Annotated in this window: 26 protein-coding genes; all 26 read left to right on the plus strand. The window is 48.4% G+C overall.

The genetic code is table 11. From position 1 onward, the window contains the following. The first annotated feature begins 218 nt into the window (after nt 1-218). A complete protein-coding gene (locus ICT70_RS01835) occupies nt 219-647 on the plus strand; it encodes a pilus assembly FimT family protein (protein ID WP_224746751.1) in 429 nt (142 codons plus the stop codon). Continuing rightward, complete coding sequence (locus ICT70_RS01840; protein WP_191153684.1) at nt 638-1,153, plus strand: PilW family protein; 516 nt, start codon at nt 638-640, stop codon at nt 1,151-1,153. The genes ICT70_RS01835 and ICT70_RS01840 overlap by 10 nt, the downstream gene beginning before the upstream one ends. Further along, the gene (gene pilV / locus ICT70_RS01845; RefSeq protein ID WP_191153685.1) at nt 1,150-1,545 is read left to right on the plus strand and encodes a type IV pilus modification protein PilV; all 396 of its coding nucleotides are present in this window, start codon (nt 1,150-1,152) and stop codon (nt 1,543-1,545) included. The genes ICT70_RS01840 and pilV overlap by 4 nt, the downstream gene beginning before the upstream one ends. A gap of 13 nt (nt 1,546-1,558) precedes the next feature. Next, nucleotides 1,559-3,529, plus strand: a complete 1,971-nt coding sequence (locus ICT70_RS01850; RefSeq protein ID WP_191153686.1) for a pilus assembly PilX family protein — start codon at nt 1,559-1,561, stop codon at nt 3,527-3,529. After that, entirely contained in the window at nt 3,530-4,159 is a 630-nt protein-coding gene (locus tag ICT70_RS01855; RefSeq protein WP_191153687.1) for an Ig domain-containing protein, read from the plus strand. 1,384 nt (nt 4,160-5,543) lie between these two features. Then, complete coding sequence (locus ICT70_RS01860; protein ID WP_191153688.1) at nt 5,544-5,921, plus strand: type II toxin-antitoxin system VapC family toxin; 378 nt, start codon at nt 5,544-5,546, stop codon at nt 5,919-5,921. A 16-nt stretch (nt 5,922-5,937) separates the two neighbouring features. Beyond that, entirely contained in the window at nt 5,938-6,195 is a 258-nt protein-coding gene (locus tag ICT70_RS01865) for a FitA-like ribbon-helix-helix domain-containing protein (RefSeq protein WP_191153689.1), read from the plus strand. Nucleotides 6,196-6,332: 137 nt separating this feature from the next. After that, nucleotides 6,333-6,794: a putative Ig domain-containing protein gene (locus tag ICT70_RS01870; RefSeq protein ID WP_191153690.1), complete on the plus strand. Its 462-nt coding sequence runs from the start codon at nt 6,333-6,335 to the stop codon at nt 6,792-6,794. Nucleotides 6,795-6,993: 199 nt separating this feature from the next. After that, nucleotides 6,994-7,512 (plus strand): GspH/FimT family pseudopilin, encoded by a 519-nt coding sequence (locus tag ICT70_RS01875; RefSeq protein ID WP_191153691.1) that lies wholly within the window; start codon nt 6,994-6,996, stop codon nt 7,510-7,512. 122 nt (nt 7,513-7,634) lie between these two features. Then, nucleotides 7,635-7,883: a type II toxin-antitoxin system CcdA family antitoxin gene (locus tag ICT70_RS01880; protein ID WP_191153692.1), complete on the plus strand. Its 249-nt coding sequence runs from the start codon at nt 7,635-7,637 to the stop codon at nt 7,881-7,883. After that, complete coding sequence (locus ICT70_RS01885) at nt 7,883-8,182, plus strand: CcdB family protein (RefSeq protein WP_191153693.1); 300 nt, start codon at nt 7,883-7,885, stop codon at nt 8,180-8,182. Before ICT70_RS01880 ends, ICT70_RS01885 begins: the two co-directional genes overlap by 1 nt. 88 nt (nt 8,183-8,270) lie before the next feature. Next, complete coding sequence (locus ICT70_RS01890) at nt 8,271-9,044, plus strand: prepilin peptidase (RefSeq protein ID WP_191153694.1); 774 nt, start codon at nt 8,271-8,273, stop codon at nt 9,042-9,044. Nucleotides 9,045-9,327: 283 nt separating this feature from the next. After that, entirely contained in the window at nt 9,328-9,528 is a 201-nt protein-coding gene (locus ICT70_RS01895; RefSeq protein ID WP_191153695.1) for a helix-turn-helix transcriptional regulator, read from the plus strand. Between the two features lie 81 nt (nt 9,529-9,609). Then, nucleotides 9,610-10,668 (plus strand): type IV pilus biogenesis protein PilM, encoded by a 1,059-nt coding sequence (gene pilM, locus ICT70_RS01900; RefSeq protein ID WP_224746752.1) that lies wholly within the window; start codon nt 9,610-9,612, stop codon nt 10,666-10,668. Then, nucleotides 10,665-11,216 carry a PilN domain-containing protein gene (locus tag ICT70_RS01905; protein ID WP_191153696.1) on the plus strand — a complete coding sequence of 184 codons (552 nt, stop codon included), beginning with the start codon at nt 10,665-10,667 and terminating at the stop codon, nt 11,214-11,216. The genes pilM and ICT70_RS01905 overlap by 4 nt, the downstream gene beginning before the upstream one ends. Nucleotides 11,217-11,231: 15 nt before the next feature. Beyond that, nucleotides 11,232-11,813 carry a type IV pilus inner membrane component PilO gene (locus ICT70_RS01910; protein ID WP_191153697.1) on the plus strand — a complete coding sequence of 194 codons (582 nt, stop codon included), beginning with the start codon at nt 11,232-11,234 and terminating at the stop codon, nt 11,811-11,813. Between the two features lie 20 nt (nt 11,814-11,833). Further along, complete coding sequence (locus ICT70_RS01915; protein ID WP_191153698.1) at nt 11,834-12,379, plus strand: pilus assembly protein PilP; 546 nt, start codon at nt 11,834-11,836, stop codon at nt 12,377-12,379. A gap of 44 nt (nt 12,380-12,423) precedes the next feature. Further along, entirely contained in the window at nt 12,424-14,529 is a 2,106-nt protein-coding gene (locus ICT70_RS01920; RefSeq protein WP_191153699.1) for a type IV pilus secretin PilQ, read from the plus strand. 73 nt (nt 14,530-14,602) lie between these two features. Next, a complete protein-coding gene (gene aroB / locus ICT70_RS01925; RefSeq protein ID WP_191153700.1) occupies nt 14,603-15,688 on the plus strand; it encodes a 3-dehydroquinate synthase in 1,086 nt (361 codons plus the stop codon). Between the two features lie 2 nt (nt 15,689-15,690). Then, nucleotides 15,691-16,698 carry a tetratricopeptide repeat protein gene (locus tag ICT70_RS01930; protein ID WP_191153701.1) on the plus strand — a complete coding sequence of 336 codons (1,008 nt, stop codon included), beginning with the start codon at nt 15,691-15,693 and terminating at the stop codon, nt 16,696-16,698. Next, nucleotides 16,691-17,050 carry a roadblock/LC7 domain-containing protein gene (locus ICT70_RS01935; protein WP_191153702.1) on the plus strand — a complete coding sequence of 120 codons (360 nt, stop codon included), beginning with the start codon at nt 16,691-16,693 and terminating at the stop codon, nt 17,048-17,050. Before ICT70_RS01930 ends, ICT70_RS01935 begins: the two co-directional genes overlap by 8 nt. A gap of 3 nt (nt 17,051-17,053) precedes the next feature. Then, complete coding sequence (aroQ, locus tag ICT70_RS01940) at nt 17,054-17,506, plus strand: type II 3-dehydroquinate dehydratase (RefSeq protein ID WP_191153703.1); 453 nt, start codon at nt 17,054-17,056, stop codon at nt 17,504-17,506. Then, complete coding sequence (locus ICT70_RS01945; protein WP_337906531.1) at nt 17,499-18,566, plus strand: M24 family metallopeptidase; 1,068 nt, start codon at nt 17,499-17,501, stop codon at nt 18,564-18,566. The genes aroQ and ICT70_RS01945 overlap by 8 nt, the downstream gene beginning before the upstream one ends. A gap of 79 nt (nt 18,567-18,645) precedes the next feature. Beyond that, a complete protein-coding gene (accB, locus tag ICT70_RS01950; RefSeq protein WP_191153705.1) occupies nt 18,646-19,116 on the plus strand; it encodes an acetyl-CoA carboxylase biotin carboxyl carrier protein in 471 nt (156 codons plus the stop codon). A 58-nt stretch (nt 19,117-19,174) separates the two neighbouring features. Continuing rightward, nucleotides 19,175-20,512 (plus strand): acetyl-CoA carboxylase biotin carboxylase subunit, encoded by a 1,338-nt coding sequence (gene accC / locus ICT70_RS01955; RefSeq protein WP_191153706.1) that lies wholly within the window; start codon nt 19,175-19,177, stop codon nt 20,510-20,512. Nucleotides 20,513-20,584: 72 nt separating this feature from the next. Beyond that, nucleotides 20,585-21,418, plus strand: coding sequence for a menaquinone biosynthetic enzyme MqnA/MqnD family protein (locus tag ICT70_RS01960; RefSeq protein WP_191153707.1), 834 nt, complete (start codon nt 20,585-20,587; stop codon nt 21,416-21,418). Nucleotides 21,419-21,452 lie beyond the last annotated feature (34 nt).

Genomic DNA, 21,452 nt, shown 5'->3' on the forward strand with positions numbered 1-21,452 from the left:
ACCACCCATCTGACAAAAATCTGACTGACAATGCTTCGCGGGAAAAAGTGTGCAAAATTTTCACATACTACTGACATTTTTTTCATAAAAAATGCGGTGGCGTCAGTAAAGCATAAACAGAAGCTCATATTTCATCGGAGTTTAGCTTGCGGCATGAATTGTGCTTAATGATGAGGAAGCAGAAAATACACAACATCTTTTTTCGCTAGAGAAAGGTCATGCCTGTGAAGCCAGTAACAAACCAGCGCGGATTTACCTTGATTGAAATAATTATTGCTATGGCAATATTTGCCATTTTGGCAGCGATTGCAGTGCCGAATTTTAACGTGTGGAGGCAGAACTCTCAACTCAGATCCGACGTTCGTTTGATTTTAGGTGCGCTACAACAGGCGCGGGTTGAAGCAATAACGCGTAATCAGCCTGTTACTATTACCTTCGATAACAGTTGGGGTTTGAAAGGTGATTTTACTAATATCCAATTTATCGATGAAAAAGTCACTTTTTCCGCGCGTGGTTTTGCCGATTTTTTTGGATCTGACGATAAAAAATGTGTCAGTTTCACCAGCAGTGCGGGTACGCGCACTGTCATTCTCAAGGCCGCCGGTCATGCCAGCATCCTTCCAGTAGGGAGTACTGAATGCGATTAAAATATATCAAACAAAACAAAGCATCAGGCTTCACCCTGATTGAACTCCTGATTGCGATGGTGGTCTTTGCGATTATTGTTGCTGCCATGTATGGCGTGTTGATCAATTCGAATCGTAACTATGCCATCCAGAATGAAGTTGTTGATGCGCAGAACAATCTGCGGGCGGCTGTTGGTTTGCTGAGTCGTGAGTTGAGGATGGCGGGGTATAATGTCACTCCTGGTAATGTCACTCCTGGTTTTGTCACCCAGCCAGTAGGACCTACTGTTGCAAGTCCCTTACAGTTCAATACTGATTTAGGTCTGATTGAATATAGGCTTGACGGCACTAACTTACAACGAAGAGAACCTGGAGGGGGCTTTCAGACAATTGCTGAAAACATCGAAAGCTTTGTGATTGATTATGATGACCTCCCCAATGTGATCTTTACCATTAGGGCATTTACGCCAAACTTCGATCGTAATCGTGAAGCGACTGTCACCGTAAAAGTTAGGAATCCGCTATGATAAATAAACTTAATAAATTACGCAGCGATAAAGGTTTTTCACTGATCGAAATGCTCATCGCTATCACCATTTTTGCAGTCGGGCTGCTGGCCATGGCTCAATTGCAGACCCATGCCATCGTCTATAACGCTCAGGCACAGCGCCATACCGTGGCAACTATTCATGCCCAAAATATAATAGATGAATTAAGGGCTATGGATTTTGACCTTTTGATTGATGAAAATAATAAGACTGTGCCCATAGATGGGTACACAATTACAACCAAAGTGACACCTGATGAACCCGATCCTAGTGACACGGCAATACAAACTATTGATATTGAGGTAATGTGGACCTATAAGGGGGCTAAAAGCTACACGCTAACCACAGCTATTGCCAAATATACCAAATAATCAGGAGCTCCATATGATGAAAAAAATATTGCTAAACAATCAAAGAGGCGCAGCCTTAGTAACATCATTAATGATCATGTCGCTCTTGACAGTTCTGGGCTTTTCAGCTCTTAACAACAGTGATATTGAGCTGAAAATTTCCGGTAATGAGCGTGTGTCTGCCCAAGCTTTTGCTTCAGCTGAAGCCGGAGTTGACATGGCCATCGCATGGCTGAGGGGCTTTCAACTGAACGATACAGACCCAAATCTAAATCAAGTTTGGAAAGAAGCATATGATGCTTATGATGTGAAATTCAATATGGATTTAATGCCCCTTGACAAAGATAACCCTACTGGAATTAAAGAAGAGGGTTTTGCCGAGGGCACAATTGGCAATGGAAATTGGACTTACGCAATTTTTGACAACTCTACTACTGATGCGAACAAAGCTTTTATCGCATCAACCGGCAGGGCGGGGAGTGATCGTAGTGTCAGAAATCTGTTGGTTGAGGTCTCAATAGATAAAGCAAAGAGTATCCTCGATTATGCCCTTTTTGCTAAAGATGATCTGGATCTTAAAAACAAAGCCAGTGTTTATAGTTATAATTCAGACAAGATTCTTCACTTGACGACAGACACTGATGCTTCGGGTACCTATGACGCAGAAACCATCGAAGCTGATATAGGTTCGAACGTTCAGATTACATTAGGTAGCCAAACTTACGTTGCTGGTAATATTTACCTCGGCGCAGACGATTCTGGGAATGATGCTGAAATTAAAACAAAGGGGGGGGGGAAAAATATCGTTGTTTTAGGCGGTAACGCCTACACTACAGCTGATGGTGGTCTTGCTTTGGATGAAGACGCATCGATAGGGAATGTTGATGTGGGTGAACTTTTTACCGACGGTGGCCTTGTTGCACGATCGGTATCCTGGTTGGCGACTGAAGGCAATACCAATATCAATACCTTTATCCCCACGATTGACTATGAGGGTACCATCACCGCTACAGAAATTACTAAGGCCGCAGATAACACTACTTTTGGTGTAGCCACTACTGGTGTGACTTACTTTGATGATGCAGGTGTTCAGCAATTAAAAAGTGGTTTTAAAATCAAGAATATTGATTTAAAAGGGAAAGACGCGAACACACCGGAAATCTTGACCATAGATAATAACTCTGATGAGATTAACCTTTATGTTTATCACTATACCCAAGGTCAAACCGATTATTCACTTGAGTTACAAAGTGCTACCATCAATATAGAAACTGAGGTGATTCCTGAGGAATTTGTAGATGATGCAAGCCAAGGCTATGTCAAGGATCAGTTTAGCGATATTCCGATTTTGTATGACAGCCCAGATGCAAATGGGCATCTCTTGGAAAAGGTTGGTGATGTTTATTACCGGATCGATGAAAGCGGGGTTAGGACTGACTCCATTACAGATGAAGCTGGAACTGTAACCGATGTGCCCTATACTGGCCGGGTTTTTAGCATGCTGACCAGTAGCACTGGTAACTTAATTATTAAAGATGGCAATCCTGTTTTGCTCGATCAAATATTTTATATCGAGGGCAGCAACGTGGCCTATTCGGCAATCAAAGTAGTTGGTGGTGGAGTAAGAATGTATACCACTGGTGATGTAAACTTTGGTACTTCCACTGAATTGAATAATAGAATTTATGTCAAAGAAAATGGTGCAATAAAATATCTCGTGACCGCTACTGGAAAAGAAGTCGAAGGCCCCCCCACAGTTTTTTCCCTATATTCCACAACAACCGGATTGATTAATATTGGTACAAAAACAGCATTTTCGGGCATGATATACGCACCAAATGCTAATATTGTAATACAAAATCAAGGAGATTTTCGTGGTTCAGCTATTGGTAAAACCGTAGAAATGAAAAACACTGGCTCCGTTATTTATGACTCTGCAATGAGACCAAAAGATGCCGAGCGTAAATTTGTAAAAATTGACGTTCTTTCTTGGCGAGAACTGTAGATGTTACGCGACAACATGAGATATCACCATATACTTAAAATTCTACTGATGGTTCCACTGGTTGTGGTTTGTAATGTTTCTTATGCCGGCGCAATCATTCAGTCGGTAGGGGTCGTGCCGGCACCTTTTGATGTGACAACGGGAGTCAAGGTTGTCCCTGTTGTGAAGAAACCAGAGGCAAATATCGAGTTCGAATACCGATGGTTTGTGAATGGAAACGAAGATTTTTTTGAAAAAACCAATCACTACCCCGGGTTAGGACTCAAGCGTGGGGATATCCTCAGTGTCGAAATTACCCCTGTGAATGAACAGCAGCAACGTTTGACACCATATTCTGTAACGACATTGAACACAGAAAATGCTCGCCCAGTGGTTACTGAACCGGTATCCGAGCTTCTGACAGAGCGAGGTTACAGTCTTCAGATTTCTGCCAGTGATCCAGATGGTGATAACCTCATCTATAAACTCGAACAGGCCCCCGATGGAATGACCATTAATTCATCGACTGGAGAAATTGCCTGGCCATTTGAATCTATTCCGATAGGTGCTTTCCCAGTAAAAGTTATTGTCGATGATGGGCACGGGGGAAAAGTTACCCAGGAATTTGTCTTGAACTTGTCGGAAGAATAAGACCAGGATTTGCTCGGGGTTAAAATTCTTGGGTATGAATAACAAAGCCGGGGTCAAGTCTTGTAACAAAGCCGTAACCAAAACCGGGATTCGGGGACATAATACCGATTAAAGGATGGTCGGATTTATAAACCAGCCCCACAACCGGCGGGTCGCGTCCCGCCAGACGTCATCCTTTTGATAGGCGTCAAAAGGATGCAAAAACGCCTCCACTGGCGTGGGGCGACGTGAGCTAGTCGGTTATGGCGCGTTCTTCCAGCGAACATCGAGGAGACGGCTATCGTCAGCAAATCAACATGTTCAACCTGGTCGCCCTGCGCGCAAGCGCTGAGGGGCCTATGACGGATGGCCTCAGCGTCAATTTTTCTGATGGTGATACCGCTCTTTTTTGCAGAAAATCTCCGGGCCTTGACCACCGAAAGTACGGGCTGCATCCCCTGGCGAGCGCAGCGAGAGGGGGCGCCTGTCGCCTTTCGTGAAAAGAGGTAGTGACCAGCCAATCTCATCTGCTACTAAGAGGAGTCCCTCTCTCGGCGCACCACAAGTCGCCCCACGCCAGTGGAAAGCTCTTTTGCTGACTTTTGGAGCGCTTGCTAAAAGTCAGGCGGCGGGTGGGGCCGCGACCCCGCGGTTCTGTTGTTGAAATCGGGGTAGAGTAGAGAGCAGGTCTGCTCGGCTTATCCATTTCCACCCCTTTCGTCTGACGGTGCCTACAAAGCCGGGGTCAAGTCTTGCAATTCAACAAAATTTAGGTATTCGGGAGTCATAATACCGATTAAAAGATGATCGGATTTTAAACCAACTCCACAACCGGCGGGTCGCGTCCCGCCAGACGTCATCCTTTTGATAGGCGTCAAAAGGATGCAAAAACGCCTCCACTGGCGTGGGGCGACGTGAGCTAGTCGTTTATAGCGCGTTCTTCCAGCAACCATCGAGGTGACGGCTATCGTCAGCAAATCACCATGTTCAACCTGGTCGCCCTGCGCGCAAGCGCTGAGGGGCCTATGACGGAGGACCGCAGCGTCGATTTTTCTGATGGTGATACCGTTCTTTTTTGCAGAAAATCTCCGGGCCTTGACCACCGAACGTACGGGCTGCGCTCGCCAGGGGGTGCCGCGCGAACGTTCGGTGGTAAAGGCCCGGACCCGTTGACATGACGGTTTTTTTCTTCGGCGTCATTCCCGCACAGGCGGGAATCTAGCAGGTTTTAACGAAAGGTTCGTCACCCACCACCAGCCAAATCGTCACAGCGCCTACCTGTTATCGGTCCCTCAGTGCCTCCGGCACGCAGGGCAACCAGGTTGAAAACCTTAGCTTTTAAAAAACGAACTGGCAGGTTCAGCCGGCAGGGGTCAAGTCGTGCAATCCAGCAAAATTCGGTAAAATGACGTTACTTGGGCTTTATGTTGCTTTCAAACGACAACACGTTGGTGCTGTTGAGCTAGTGAGATACGTTGATTTTATTGGCATCTCAACCGTTGTTTTAGGTGAGTTGTTCGCTGGTTTTCGATGTGGAAGCAGGGAGGCTCAAAATAGACTTGAATTGGAGAGATTTCTTTCTTCGTCCCGGGTCGAATTGATCGATATCGATGAACAAACAGCTGAGTTTTATGCAGAAATTTATCGGGGTCTGAGGGTCAAAGGTCAGCCGATCCCAACTAATGATCTCTGGATTGCTGCTTCTTCTTTGCGGCATGGTCTGGCCGTAGCCACTTATGATGAGCATTTTAAAGCCATTGATGGTTTGTTGGTCGTTACATGAGGTTTAAGGAGGATTTATGCCAACCATGACAGTTCGTGGTATTGATGAAAAACTAGCTCAAGCTCTTAAAAATAAGGCCCATCAAGAAGGTGTAAGTGTTAACGCTATCACTCTTCGATTGATTCGTGAATCTTTAGGTTTTGAAAAAATGGGAAGGGCAGCGGGTTATGATGATCTGGATCATCTTGCCGGCACTTGGACCCGAGATGATGCTGAGGAATTCAGGCAAGCTACGGCGGTTTTTGAACAAATCGATAAAGATATGTGGCGTTAGAACATCACATGTTCTTCGGGAACGTTGTTTAGTAGTTGAATTAGCTCTCCGATTGCCCCTCTCCATACGGTCCGCTGCCGTTCAGTGCAGCAACCGGTGTGACGGTGGAAGCCAGGATTGTGCAGGACAGGCCTGATGTGTCGTTGGAATATCGCTGGTTGATTAACGGCGAAGAACATTTTTTCGAGACGTCTACTCATTTGCCCGGCAATCTGTTCAAGCGGGGCGATGTGATCGCGGTCGAAGTGACGCCGGTCACCTATGCCGGTGAGCGGCTGGCGCCGATAGTTTCCCGTCCCTTCGAGGCGATCAATGCCGCACCAGTGATCACCTCTGAACCACCTGAGGAATTAAGCGAAACCGGCTTTCGCTATCAGGTAACAGCAACCGATCCGGATGGTGATGCGTTGACATTTAGGCTTGAAAACACTCCTGAAGGTATGCAGATCAATGCTTCAGCTGGTTTGATTCAATGGAATGTTGATGCCATGCCGGAGGGTATTTTCCCGGTAAAAATTATCGTGGACGATGGCCATGGTGGGCAGACCGAGCAATCCTTTGAGTTGCAGTTGGCCTACGAAGAGGTTCAATCACCCTGATTCTTTCCTTAGTTTGAGCCGGGCGGGGGGGCTGGCTTAAGCTATCGATTCAACGTCTTACCTGTGCTTTGTTCTATCCGTTCTGCTCGTATATCAACTCCCCCCCGCTTTGATTCCATGGATATGATGGCCGGCAAGGGTTCTGCCGGCGTGGTCTGGCAGCAACTAGCTGCCAACTAACTATTTTTGGGAGGGGAAGATGGTATCAGGGGAGAGGTTTGTCTGTTTTTGTCGGAGAGACCGTGGGTTCACTCTTGTCGAGGTGCTGACGGTTCTGGTGATTATGGGAATATTAACCACGATTGCTATCCCGGCATTTCGTGGAATGGCTCAGGGTTCTCAGGTCACCAGCGCCGTTAATGATCTGGTGTCCAGCTTCAATTACGCCCGTAACGAAGCCATTACCCGCGGCGCATTGGTGACCGTGTGTAAAAGTAACGATGCACAAAGCTGTGATACCAGTGCGACAGGCTGGCAGCAGGGGTGGATCGTTTACCTTCTCGATGATGTGGATGACATGCAGATCCTTCGCGTGTATGGTGGCGCTGAGGGGCCGGTTGTGATGGAGGGAAACTTTCATGTACGTAACCGGTTGAGATACGAAGCCAGCGGTTTTATGCCGGGAGTTTCCAACGGGACGATCACTGCCCGCAGTGGCGACAGGCAGGTAAATATCATCATTTCCAATACCGGTAGGGTCAGAACACAGAAGATGTGATAATGATCAGATGGCGTCAATCTTCTGAATGTTTCACAATGCAAAAACATGCGCATTTTGTTGTGCATGGTATGCAGTTATGATTTAATCGGATAAAGTGAACATAGACAGGAGGCCGTCCAATGACATTAGCCGAAAAAATATCAAAAACTGGTCGTCAGGCCACCAATGTAACAATCAGCAAAGATCTGCTGGACGATGCGCGAAAATTAAAAGTCAACATTTCCCAGGCAGCAGAACGTGGGCTGGAACGCGCAAATGCTGAGAAACGCTCGGCCCTATGGTTGGAGGAAAATTGCCAAGCGATCGAAAGTTCAAATCAATATGTTGAACGACAGGGTTTGCCTCTGGCAAAGTATCGGGAATTCTGATGGCCCGATTTGACGTTTTCAACAATCCTCACGCAGAAGGGTGCCTCCTCGATGTGCAGGCAGATCTGCTGTCTCATCTAAATACCCGAATTGTCGTTCCTTTGTTGCCACGAGAGTCCGCACCTTTGCCTGCCAGTACTCTGAACCCTGTTTTTTATATCGGAGAAAACTCCCTGGTCATGGTGACCCAATTTATGGCAGCTGTCCCTCTAAGCATTCTGAAGTCTCCCGTTGCTAATCTCCAGCAGCAGCGGGATGAAGTTGTTGCGGCAGTTGATTTTGTCATGCAGGGCTTCTAGGTTTTTATCATTTTCATGATGCCAGGCTGTCAAAGGTTAGTATTGCCCCTGTGACAGAATGTTAGCCGGAGTCCGGCAGGTGCTTATCATGTCTGAATTTATCCTTGTGATGTTCTTTGCTTTTGCCCTTGGTACCATCGTTGGTTCTTTTCTCAACGTCTGTATCTACCGGATACCGGCTGAGAAGTCGATCGTATCCCCGCCATCTTCCTGCCCGGCCTGTGGCCATCGGATTCGCTGGTTTGAGAATGTTCCGATTCTCAGTTACCTGTTTTTGCGGGGTCGTTGTTCGGCCTGCCGACTGAACATTTCCCTGCGCTACCCGGCAGTAGAAGCCTTGACCGGCCTGTTGTTTGTCCTGACCTTTTATTATTTTGGCTTTTCCTCTGCCACCGTTGTCTATATGGTGTTTGTTGCCGCGCTGGTGGTGATCACCTTTATTGACCTGGATCACCAGATCATTCCCGATGTGATCAGTCTGCCGGGGATCCTGGTCGGTTTTGCCAGTTCGTTTTTTATTCCCTGGTTGACCTGGTACGATTCGATTTTCGGGATCCTGCTGGGCGGTGGTTCGTTGCTGGCGGTCGCCTGGATTTATGAAAAGCTGACCGGACGGGAGGGGATGGGTGGCGGCGACATCAAGCTGCTGGCCATGTTCGGGGCATTTCTCGGATGGCAGGCCGTGTTTCCAGTTATTTTTCTGGCGTCGTTGGCGGGCACTCTGGTGGGTGTCCCCTTGATGCTGGTACAAAAAGGTGATACCCGGCTGGCGATCCCCTTTGGGCCGTTTCTGGCAGTGGCGGCGATCGTGTATTTGTTCTGGGGGCAGATGCTGATTGGCTGGTATCTTGGCCTGCTATAGGTGGGAGTTTAAAATTTTTTATTGGTTCGGTCTAAAACTTCTTGACAATATCTCACCCTGACCTATAATTACGCACAATTTGTAGATGTGATAAACGTAATTTGATGCTTTTGAGAAAAGCATCAAGTTGGATGTCTAAGCAAAAAGTGCCAAAAACAAGGCGTGCCATGGTTGAGCAATGAGGCGTACTTACGTACGTCGAAGCCGTGAGACTATGGCGGCAACGTAACAGTCGGTGAGTTTTTGCGACGACATTAAAGTTAAATGGGTTATGGGGTAAATCATGGAGCAGAATCGAGTCAAGGAAGTTCGTGAATCCTTATTGATGAGCAAGGCCGAACTGGCTCGCAAGGCGGATGTGTCTCCGTTAACTATTACCCGGATTGAACGTGGCAGCCCGTGCCGCATGGAAACCATGCGTAAGATTATTCTGGCTTTGGGCTACAAGCTATCTGACAAGACCAAAATTTTTCCAAATATTTAGGTTTGATCAAGTAGCTTCTCATTTTTTGTTTAAGTGGCGCGCCTGTTTTTTTTGGGGATTCTCTTTTCGACTGGATAAATCATGTTCGCATCGAAAAAAGATATTGTCGGTATTGATATCGGCACAAGTGCGGTAAAGATGGTGCGCCTGCGTGAGGCGCGTGGAACCTATCATCTCCAGAACATCGGCATTATGCCGCTGGAGCCGGAAACGATCATTGATAATGCCATTATGGATTCTCCGGCGATTGTCGACGTGATCCAGAATCTGCTCGGGTCGATGAAAATCAAGACCCGGCAGGTGGCAACATCGGTTTCCGGCCATTCGGTTATTATCCGCAAGATTAATCTGCCAATGATGACCGAGTCTGAGCTCGAAGCATCGATCCAGTGGGAAGCAGAGCAATATATTCCCTTTGATGTCTCTGAGGTGAATATCGACTTCCATATCATCGGTCCCGACCCGAAAGATCCTTCCCAGATGAGTGTTGTTCTGGTGGCGGCGAAAAAGGATTTCGTCAACGACCACTCTGCCGTATTTGCTGAAGCCGGCCTGACGCCGGTGGTGATGGATGTTGATTGTTTTGCGGTAGAGAACATGTTCGATTACAACTACGGGTTTGTTGAAGGGGAAGTCGTTGCCCTGATTGACCTGGGTGCCAGCGCCACCAGCGTTAATATCATGCGCGGCAGTAATTCCGTTTTTACCCGTGATATTCAGACTGGTGGCAACCTGCTCAGCCAGGAATTGCAGAAGCGTCTGGGGGTCAGCAGTGAAGATGCTGAGCGGATCAAGCTCGGGGAACGGAAGATTGCTGATTTAATCCCCGATGAGATTGAACAGGTCCTTGCTGATGCGACGGAAAATCTGGTTCAGGAGGTTCAACGCTCCCTCGATTTCTTTTCCGCAACCTCCAGTGAAGAGAGTATCGGTAAGGTGTATCTGACCGGTGGGGTCGCCGCCTCCGAGCGGGTTCAACAGGTTCTGGCGCAGCGTCTGGGGATTGACGTCGAACGGATTGATCCTTTCCGCAATATCGCCATCAATGAAAAACAGTTTGATCGAGAATATCTCAATGCCATTGGTCCAATGTTTTCGGTGGCGACCGGCTTGGCAATGAGGAAGGTGGGTGACAAATGATCAGGATCAACCTTCTTCCGGTAAGGGCGGCGCAAAAGAAGGAAAAGCTCCGTTCACAAGTGCTCGTTCTGCTGTTGTCACTGGTGCTGGTCGGTCTGGCGTGTGGTGCCGTCTATATTCAACAGCAACAAACCAATGAAAATCTGCAGGCAGAAATTGCTGATATCAATCGTCGCAATGCGGAGTTACAAAAACGCATTGGTGAAGTCCGTGATTACGAAAAAAGAAAGGCCGACCTCGAACAAAAGCTTGAGGTTCTTGCCAAGTTGAAAAACGACAAAACCGGCCCGGTGCGGTTACTGGATGACTTAAGCAACGCCCTGCCGGAAGAATTATGGTTAACCAGTTTCAGTGAGCAGAATGGCAGTGTTGATCTGGCCGGCATTGCTGACACTGAGCAGACGGTGGCCCTATTTATGCAGCAACTGGAAAGCTCAGGCCATTACAGTGGTGTTGAATTGACCGTTACCGAGCAGACCACGGTCGGTAATCGAAGAATGCAGCGCTTCAGCCTCAAGGGTCGGGCTGTGACCTCTGCGACCAATTAAGACAGGACGAATGCGATGAATCCACAAATTGAAAAAGTCCTTGGTCTTCCTGCCTATCAACGGTTTTTGATTGTTTTTGTCCTTGCTGCCGCTATCGTAGCCGGCTTTTATTTCATGGTCTATGAGGGGCAGCGGGAGGAACAGCAACGCCTGGAACAACAGCGTGAGTCTGCCCAGACCGTGTTGCAGCGCAATCAACGAATAGCTAACAACCTTGATGCCTATCGAACTGATTACAATAACCTTCTGGAGCAACTCGAAGCTGCTCTGGATGAATTGCCCCTGGATAAGGAAATTCCTGCATTATTGACAAAGATTGCAGAATTAGCACAGGAAAAAGGATTGGATATCTTGCGTTTTCGCCCTTTAGCTGAAGTTCCCAAAGATTTCTACGCAGAAGTTCCCGTGGAGCTAAGGTTGGCCGGTTCCTATCACAATGTTGCCATGTTTTTTGATGCGGTTAGTAAAATGGAAAGGATTGTGAACATTAAAGGTGTAAGGCTTGGTGGTGCGACGACGGAGGATGGCCGAACGGTTCTTAGTATTGAGAGCAATGCTACTACTTTCCGCTTCCTTGGTGACAGGCCGAACAACTAGTTGAAAGGTGGTAGGCTCAGATGATTTTTTACAAACTCTCTGTTATAAGACTTTTCTTGATCACAGCCACCTCCCTGTTGATGATTCTGCCAGCTGTCGCTTTGGCGGTTCAGGATGATGATTCTGCTGACGTGCGGGTATCTTCTCTGCCGGAGACAGTAAGGGATTATACTTATCAACCCCTTGGGCGGCGTGATCCTTTTACTCCCTTGATCCGTCGTGACGAACCTGCCCCTGTCATACAAACGACCAGAAGGCCTGAAGCATTACGTGGGCCACTGGAGCGTTACGAACTGGGACAAATGCGTTTGATTGCCGTGGTGGTTGTCGGGGGGGCTCCGCGAGCCATGTTATCTACTCCCGATGGAAAGAGTTATACAGTAAAGGTAGGCGACTTTGTTGGTACCAATGGTGGACGAGTTAAAGATATCCAGACTCGTAAAATCGGAGTAGACGATCAAGGTGTTCGAATAGTAGAAAATCCGGATCGTATTGTTGTTATTGAAGTGGGTATAGACAGTCAAACAGGAAATAAAATAAGTGAGTTGCAATATATATCACTTTAGTTTCGCTGGAAATTGCTGTTCCGATGACTTTTAGGGGAATCATTATGAGAAGAAGCACTGTGCTCCTCGGTATTTTTTTGTTTTTCAGTTTTGCTGCGGTATTGCCTGTAGCAGCTGAATCTTTGTCGACAGTCAATGTCTCCAACCAAGAGGTGACACTGTCTGCGACGGCGGGAGTCGAGCAGGTCCGGTATTTTTCGCTGGATTCCCCTAAACGACTTGTCGTTGACCTTTACGGTGTCGCCCCCGGGGCACATGCGCTGGATATCCCTTTGAGTGCTGGTTTCAGCGCCTTGCGCACCGGAACGCTGGAAAATCGGACGCGTTTTGTCTTTGATGTTGCCGGTGATCAGTTTCCGACTTTTAACGTCGCTACCGGATCCCAGAGTGCAGTCGTTACTTGGCAACCGGCAGCAGCAACAACCTTCTCAGCGTTGTCAGAACCCGCCCCGCAAGGCAGTGCCAAGGTAGACGCCATCAACTTTACCAATGTCGATGGGCGTTCGCGATTGTTAATGACCATCAGTGGCCAGGCCCAGGCTACTGATCCTGTTCGTGACGGTAACCGTGTTCAGTTTTCCTTGCCGGATACGACCTTGCCCCGCGCTTTACGTCGTGAATTTGACACATTTGCGTTTCCCAGTGCCATTCATTCAGCAACCCCTTATCTGGTAAATGCGGGAGGGCGCCCTGAAGTGCGCGTTGTTGTTTTGCTCAAAGGTGATGTCACCTATCAATTGCAAAGGGTAGCTGATGGGTACGAGTTTATCGTTAGTGATGGTATCTATGCTCAGACCTCACCGGTTGTTTCCGGTCAAACTGCTGTGCCTGTGTCTTCGGATATCTCTCCACAAACCTCATCTTCACTTCAACAGGTATCAAGCTCATCGGCACCCTCTACTTCGTTATCTGAAAGACGACAAGCTGAGAAAGTTTATACAGGAGAGAAGACATCTCTTGTGTTCGATAATGCCGATGTTAGAGACATTCTCCGATTAATTGCAGAAATCAGCGATCTAAATATTATCGCTTCGGAAGAAGTGAGTGGGAATATTACCTTGCGTCTGATTGATGTCCCCTGGGATCAAGCCCTTGATCTGGTTCTTGATGTTTCAGGCCTCGGCATGATCCAGCAAGGAAATGTCGTCAGGGTGTTACCTAAAAACACCATCCAAACAATGCGCGAAGCCGAAATGTCAGCTGCTCGGACAGAAGAACAATTAGAAACCTTGGTTACTGAGGTAATTACAGTCAGCTATGCCGACATAACAAGCGTTGTTGAGCCGATTGAGAAGATTTTGAGTGAGCGTGGAACATTAACGCCGGATTTACGCAATAAGCTTCTTATTGTTAATGATATCCCAGCCAGGATAGAGCGAGCCAGAGAGTTGATTTCCATTCTGGATACACCTGAACGGCAGGTCATGATTGAGGCTCGAATTATACAGGTTAACTCTAATTATTCTAGGAACCTGGGTGTTAACTGGGGTATTCAGTCGCAAAGTTCGGCGGTTAATCCTGGTGCTCAGCAAATAACTAATTTAGGAGGTAATTTTCAAGTTCCGACGGTAGAACCTGCTTTTGGAGCATTATCGGCTGCTTCTGCTGGTCTGGGCAGTCAAATTCGCATTGGTAGAACCAACATTGATAATTTGATTTTGGATCTACAACTTTCTGCACTTGAAACTGATAATAAATTGAAAATTATTTCAGCGCCTAGAACTACAACACTAAATGGTCAGAAATCTATCATAAAACAAGGAAAAGAAATTCCTTTTGAGAGAACAGATAGTGAAGGAGTCAGGACCATAGAGTGGAAAGAGGCCGTTTTAATGTTGGAAGTAACCCCTGTTATTAACCCAGATAATTCCATTATCCTTGACATCATTGTATCAAACGACAGACGTGAATCTTTTGAAGAAGGTGATGGCCTCGATATCAAGCGGGCAGAGACTAAAGCGTTGATTACTGATGGAGAGACAACAGTTATTGGTGGTATTTATATTGAGTCAACAGAGGGTGGTGATTCAGGCGTTCCAGGATTAATGAGGATCCCCGGACTTGGTCATCTATTCAAATCGAAATCCGAATCAACAATCAAGGATGAACTTCTGATTTTCATTACACCTCGGATTATACGAGACATGTAGTAAATATAAATTCCAAGCAAAAAAGGGCGGGCTCTACCTGCCCTTTTTTGCGTTAAAAAAAGGTGACACAGCTTTGGACGTTTTACAGGTCGCACTCGGCTCACGCAGTTACCCTCTTCATATCGGTAGCGGATTATTGTCCTCCACGGGTGAGCGGATGCGGGATATTGATTTTCCTCACCAGGTTGCTGTGGTGTCGAATCCGCTGGTTGCCGATTTGTACGCAGAACCTGTGATGGTATCATTACAGCAGGCCGGCTTTGACCCGCGCCTGATGCTGGTGCCCGATGGAGAAGACTATAAAAATCTGGCAACCCTGCAACTGATCTACGATCAGCTGATTGAACAGCGATTTGATCGCGGCTGTGGCTTGCTGGCATTAGGTGGCGGCGTGATTGGCGATATGGCCGGCTTTGCAGCGGCAACCTTTTTGCGTGGCATTCCTTTTGTCCAGGTGCCGACGACCCTGTTGTCACAGGTTGACAGTTCGGTGGGTGGTAAAACCGCTGTCAATCACCCCCGGGGCAAGAATCTGATCGGTGCTTTTTACCAGCCGCAGCTGGTGGTCATTGATGTGGCCACCCTGCAAACCCTGGATCCGCGCGAGGTGTCGGCGGGGCTGGCAGAAGTGATCAAGTATGGCGTGATTCGTGATGCGACATTTTTTGCCTGGCTCGAGAACCATCAAGACCTGTTGCGTCAGGGTGATCCGGCAGCGCTTATTTATGCGATCAAGAAATCTTGTCAAATAAAGGCTGATATTGTAGAAATTGATGAACGTGAAAGCTCAATCCGTGCTCATCTGAACTTTGGCCATACCTTTGGTCACGCAATTGAAAACCTTGCCGGCTACGGTCAGTGGAAGCATGGTGAGGCGGTCGCCGTCGGAATGGTGGTCGCCGCAAAAATTGCCTGTAACAAGGGGCTGTGCCGTACCGATGATGTGGCGCGGTTAGAACAATTGTTGCGTGCAGTCAATTTGCCGGTGGATCCTCCTGACTATCCGCTGGCCGCCTATGTCGATGCGATGCAGCGTGATAAGAAAGTTAAGCAGGGGGCCTTGACCATGGTGCTGAACCAGGGGATCGGCACCGTTCTTCTCGAGCCGGTTACAGATCTTGCCGGATTGTTTTCAACGATTCTAGACCTTAAAGGATGACCATGACTGAACATGATCAGCAAAGTGCACTTTTAGGGAAGATTGCCGCCTATACTGAGCTACTAGTGAATGATCCACGCTCCACCATTTTTGTCTCCCTGGCTGAGACCTATCGCAAGTTGGGGCTGTTTAATGATGCTCGCGAGATTGTGGCAAAGGGGCTGGAACTGCATCCGGATTTCGGACCTGCTTATGTTGTCCTGGCGCGGATCGAGTGTCAGTTGGGAAATATCAATGCTTCCTGTGCGGCCTTTGAACAGGCTTTAGCCCTTGATCATGACAGTCTTGCCGCTCTGGTTGGTTACGCTCGGGTCAAGTTGTTGCTTCATCAGGCCGATGCTGCTCGTGAATTGTTATTACATGCCCGCAGTTTAAGTCCGGCCGATCCGGTCATCAATAAAATGTTGCTTGGTCTGGCCCCACAAGCGGAACCCGAAGAAGTGATCACTTCCGTTGCTCCTGTTGTTGACAGTCAGCCTGCCAGGGCAAACAACCTGACAGCACTGGCTTCCACCACGCTGGCAGATCTTTATCTGGTCCAGGGATTGACCGACAAAGCTCTTGGGCTGTATCGCCAGTTGTTATCCCGCAATCCTGATAACCTTGAACTCCGGCGTAAAATTAGGGAATTGGAGGGGCGGACTGAAGTGCCGTCGCCGTCCCTGACCGAAGAGGATGAAGTACCACTCCCTTCAACCGCAGACGAGCGGATGGAGGTGGAAAGAGAGTCGGTGTCAGAGCCTCCTGTCACGGAACCAACAGCGGAACCGACCGCCGTCTTTACTGAATCTGAGACGATAACAGAGGCGGCCCTGGACGCACCCGCTACCTGCTTTTCTCCTGCCGAACAGACAATGGGTGAGGTTCTGACGGATGAAGAGACAGATGAAATAGTCCTTAATGATGCTGATCCCCTGGAAGAGACCACTGGTGCTGATGACGCAGCTGAAATCATCGATAAATTAAACAACTGGCTCAATAATATCCGCCTGAGGAGGGAACATGTTTGATGTTATTCTCGAACGCATAGTTACTCAGTGCCCAGGAAGCCTCGGCGCTTTGATAATGGGATTTGATGGAATTGGTATTGAAGAATACGTAGTGGAGAACGCTGACCTTGATCTGACCTTGGTCGGTATCGAGTATTCAAATGTGGTGAAGGAGATTCGCAATGCCAGCGATATTCTCAAGGTCGGTAATCTGCGGGAAGTTTCCATCAAAACAGAACAATACTATGTGATCATTCAGACCCTCACCGAGGACTATTTTATCGCTCTGGTTATTGAACGACGCGGCAATTTTGGTAAGGGGCGCTATCTGTTGCTGCGTGAATCTTTCGAACTTAAGCAGGCATTGTCATAATCTATGAAAATCGCCGTCATTAACGGGCCGAATCTGAATCTGTTGGGACAACGTGAACCACAGATTTACGGTGCGCAGACTCTTGATGAGATCATGACCCGGTTAACCTCCGAAGCCCAAGCGCTTGAGTGTGAGTTGGTTATTTGTCAATCGAATCACGAAGGGGTGCTGATTGATCAGGTTCATGCGGCCGAGCAAAAGGGGTGTTCCGGCATCATGATCAACCCCGGCGGTTATACCCATACCAGTATTGCCTTGCGTGACGCCTTGAGTGCTGTCAGCTTACCGGTCGTCGAAGTGCATCTGTCCAATATCCATGCTCGCGAGCCCTTTCGCCGGAACTCCTTTGTCGCTGCGGTCGCTGTTGGTCAGATCTGTGGTTTTGGGGCTTTCGGTTACAGTCTGGCGCTGCGCGCCTTGTTGAATGAACTGCAGCGCAGGAGTTGTAGTGTCTGATAGCCATGCTTTTGTCCAGCAATTGTTGGTGACCGAACAGCTTGATGCCGTTCTGGTCGTCAGTCGTTGCGACCTGCGCTATCTGTGCGGGTTTTCCGGCAGTGATGGCGTATTGTTGTGTTTGGCAGATTCCAGTGTGTTTTTGACCGACTCCCGCTATCAGGAACAGGCCCGCCAGCAGGTTGTAGCTGATGAGATCCGCTGCTATAAAAGCAAGTTTCAGGGGCTTGCTGACCTGATCGACGAACAACATGTTCAACGCATCGGTTTTGATGCCGGCAACGTGACGGTTGCCCAGTTCGACGAATTAAAACGGTTGTGCCCGGTTGCCACATCCTTTATTCCCTTGACAAAGCGCTGGGAAAGTCTGCGCGCCATTAAGAAGCCCGCCGAGTTGGCCCACCTTAAGCAAGCTGCTGATCTGAACCGAAAAGCTTTTGATGCGGTTTTACCTCTTATTCGCGTCGGCGTAAAAGAACGGGAGATTGCTCTGGAGCTTGAATTTGCCTTGAAAAAGCTTGGTGGCGAAACCAACGCTTTTGATTTTATCGTGGCATCAGGTGTTCGTGGCGCATTACCGCACGGTGTTGCCAGTGACAAAGAACTGTGCGCTGGGGAACTGGTGACTATCGATTTTGGTACGCGTTACCAGGGCTATCATTCTGATGAAACGGTGACCGTTGCGGTGGGCGAGGTCGATGGAAACCTTCGACAAATGTTCTATATTGTGCTAGAAGCACATGACTGCGCTATTGCTGCTGCAAGGTCGGGAATCCGCGCTTGTGATCTTGATGCGGTAGCGCGTGATTTAATTGTCAGCAAAGGGTTTGGAGAATTTTTTGGTCACGGACTTGGCCACGGAGTTGGGCTGGACGTTCATGAGTACCCGCCCTTGACGACCAGGAACGAGGACAGTTTATTCGCTGGTATGGTTGTGACCATTGAGCCGGGAATCTATCTGCCCGGTGTTGGTGGCGTGCGCATTGAAGATACGATTGTTATTACTGAAACAGGTTGTGAGTGTTTAACCTCTATTCCCAAACAATTTCGCCAACTGTAGGGTATAGGCCATCAATAGATCATTCTAAAAATACTGTATGTCCGGGCGATGACTTATCGCCATATGCCGGAGGAAAACAATGGAATTAAAAGATCTGAAAAGTTTGATTAAGCTGGTTACCGATACCGATATTACCGAATTCAACATGGAAAGCGCGGTCGGCAAGATTCATATCAAGCGCGGACCTGACAAGGAAATTGTCTATGCTTCGGCACCGGTTGCCGCTGCTCCTGCAGCCGCACCCCCGGCTCCGGCTCAAACGGTTGTTGCTCAGCCACCATCCGCAGCTGCAGCTGAAGTGAACAGCAAATATGAAGCTATCCCGTCACCGATTGTCGGCACCTTCTACCGCAAGCCGTCACCGGAGGCTGACGTTTTCTGTAAGATTGGTGATGTCGTTGAGGCCGGCCAGGTTCTTTGTCTGGTTGAGGCGATGAAGATGTTCAATGAAATTGAAGTTGAATTCAAGTGCAAGATTGTCGAAATCGTCAAGGATGATGCCGCTCCTGTGGAGTACGGAGAGACCTTGTTTCTGGTCGAGCGCCTTTAATTTCTATGGCGTTTCACGCAGCAACAACGACTCAACTAGAAGGCAGGAGTGACTATCCATGTTTCATAAAATACTGATTGCCAATCGCGGGGAAATTGCCCTGCGGATTATTCGTGCCTGTAAAGAGATGGGGATCAAGACGGTTGCGGTTCATTCGGTAGCTGATCACGAGGCATTACATGTGAGTCTGGCTGATGAAAGTATCTGCATCGGGCCAACGCCAAGTGCGTTGAGTTATCTCAACATGAAAGCGATTATCAGCGCGGCAGAGATTGCTGATGCCGATGCGATCCATCCGGGCTACGGTTTTTTGTCCGAAAATGCTGAGTTTGCCGAGATTTGTGAACAATGTGGCATCACTTTTATCGGCCCTTCAGCGGAAAGTATGCGCCTGATGGGTGATAAGATCAGCGCCCGCAAAACCGTAACCGCCGCCGGTGTACCGATTTTGCCTGGGACCAACAAGAGCATTGAAAGTACCAAAGAGGCGCAGCAGATCGCTGAAGAGATCGGTTATCCGGTGATTATCAAGGCTTCCGCCGGAGGCGGCGGGCGCGGGATGAAAATTGTCCATTCCCCGGCATCCCTGGCTAATGCCCTGGCAACGGCACGCTCGGAAGCGCAGGCTGGTTTTGGTCGTGCCGATGTCTACATCGAAAAATTCTGTGAGCATCCCCGCCATGTCGAGATTCAGGTGCTCGGTGATAAGCACGGTAACGTCATTCATCTAGGTGAGCGCGATTGTTCCATCCAGCGTCGTCATCAAAAATTAATTGAAGAAGCCCCCTGTCCGGTGATCACCCCGGAATTGCGTGAAGAAATGGGTTCCTGTGCGGTTGCTGCGGCCAAGGCGGCGGGATATTCCAGTGCCGGTACGGTGGAGTACCTGCTCGATACCGATGGCCAATTCTACTTCATGGAAATGAACACCCGCGTTCAGGTTGAACATCCAGTGACGGAAATGGTCACCGGTGTTGATATTATCAAGGAACAAATTCGTTCAGCGGCCGGTATCCCCCTGCGCTATCAACAGGAGGATATTGTCATTCGCGGTCATGCCATCGAATGTCGGATTAATGCGGAAGATCCGGAGAAATTTACCCCGTTTCCCGGAAAAATCACCGGTTATCATACCCCTGGTGGTATGGGGGTACGGATCGAGAGCGCCATGTATGATCAATACACCGTGCTGCCCCACTATGACTCGATGATCGGCAAATTGATTGTTCACGGAGAGAACCGTGAAGAGGCGATCAAGCGCATGAGTATGGCCCTTGACGAGTATATTATTGAGGGGATCAAAACCACCATTCCCTTCCATAAGAAAATGATGGTCAATAAAGATTTTATCGACGGCAACTTTGATACGAATTTTCTGGAACGCAACAAGATTTAGTCCAGTGACTACGACAGGGAACAGGGCAGGGCAGGAAGACATCTCCTGTCCTGTTTTTTTGGGGATTGCATCATGGAGAGGTCTGATTCACCACTGACACTTGGGTATATCAGCTATCTGAACTGTGTACCTTTTTTTGGAAGGTTAAAAGAGCAGGGGTTTAACGGCAATCTGGTGCCTGGGGTACCCTCCGCCCTCAATCGCATGCTGCAACAGGGGGAGATTGATGCCAGTCCCTCGTCCTCCTTTGAGTACGCCCGCAATTGGCGCGACTATCTGTTGCTGCCCGGCCACTCTATTTCCTCTGTCGGTAGTATCGCCAGTGTTCTCTTGTTCTCACCGGTGAGTCCTGACCGACTCGGTGGCGTTGAGATTGCCCTGACTGGAGAATCGGCCACCTCCATCAATCTGCTGGAAATTCTCCTGCGTGATTACTATGGGTTGAATGACGTTGTGACCAGGGTTCCATCTGGATCGGTCGAAGATCTGGTCAGTAAGGGTATACCAGCCCTGTTAATTGGCGACCGCGCCCTCAAGCTATCAACTGTGGTCCCGTTAGGGATTGGGGTTTATGATCTCGGCAAGTTATGGCACCAGCACACCGGTCTGCCGTTTGTGTTTGCTCTGTGGATGATCCGCAAAGGGGTGGTTCAGCGCCACGCTGAAGCCTTGGGTCAACTTGGAGAGCAACTGTTGAAGTCCCGTGAAGCAGTAATGCAACAACCGCTGGTTTTTGCAGAGGCCGCTGCTCTACACCTTGGATTCTCACCAGAACAGATCATCAGCTATTGGCAGACCATTGACTATCGCCTTGACCAGCAGCATCTGGAGGGGTTGAACAGGTTTTTTGACTTGTGTGTGGATTATGGGTTACTGGGGGAAATGCCGGAGTTGAGGTTTTTATAGGTACATGCATTATAAACGATGAAGGGGGGCAATT

The organism is Pelovirga terrestris, assembly GCF_014773365.1.
Lineage (GTDB): Bacteria > Desulfobacterota > Desulfuromonadia > Desulfuromonadales > Geopsychrobacteraceae > Pelovirga > Pelovirga terrestris.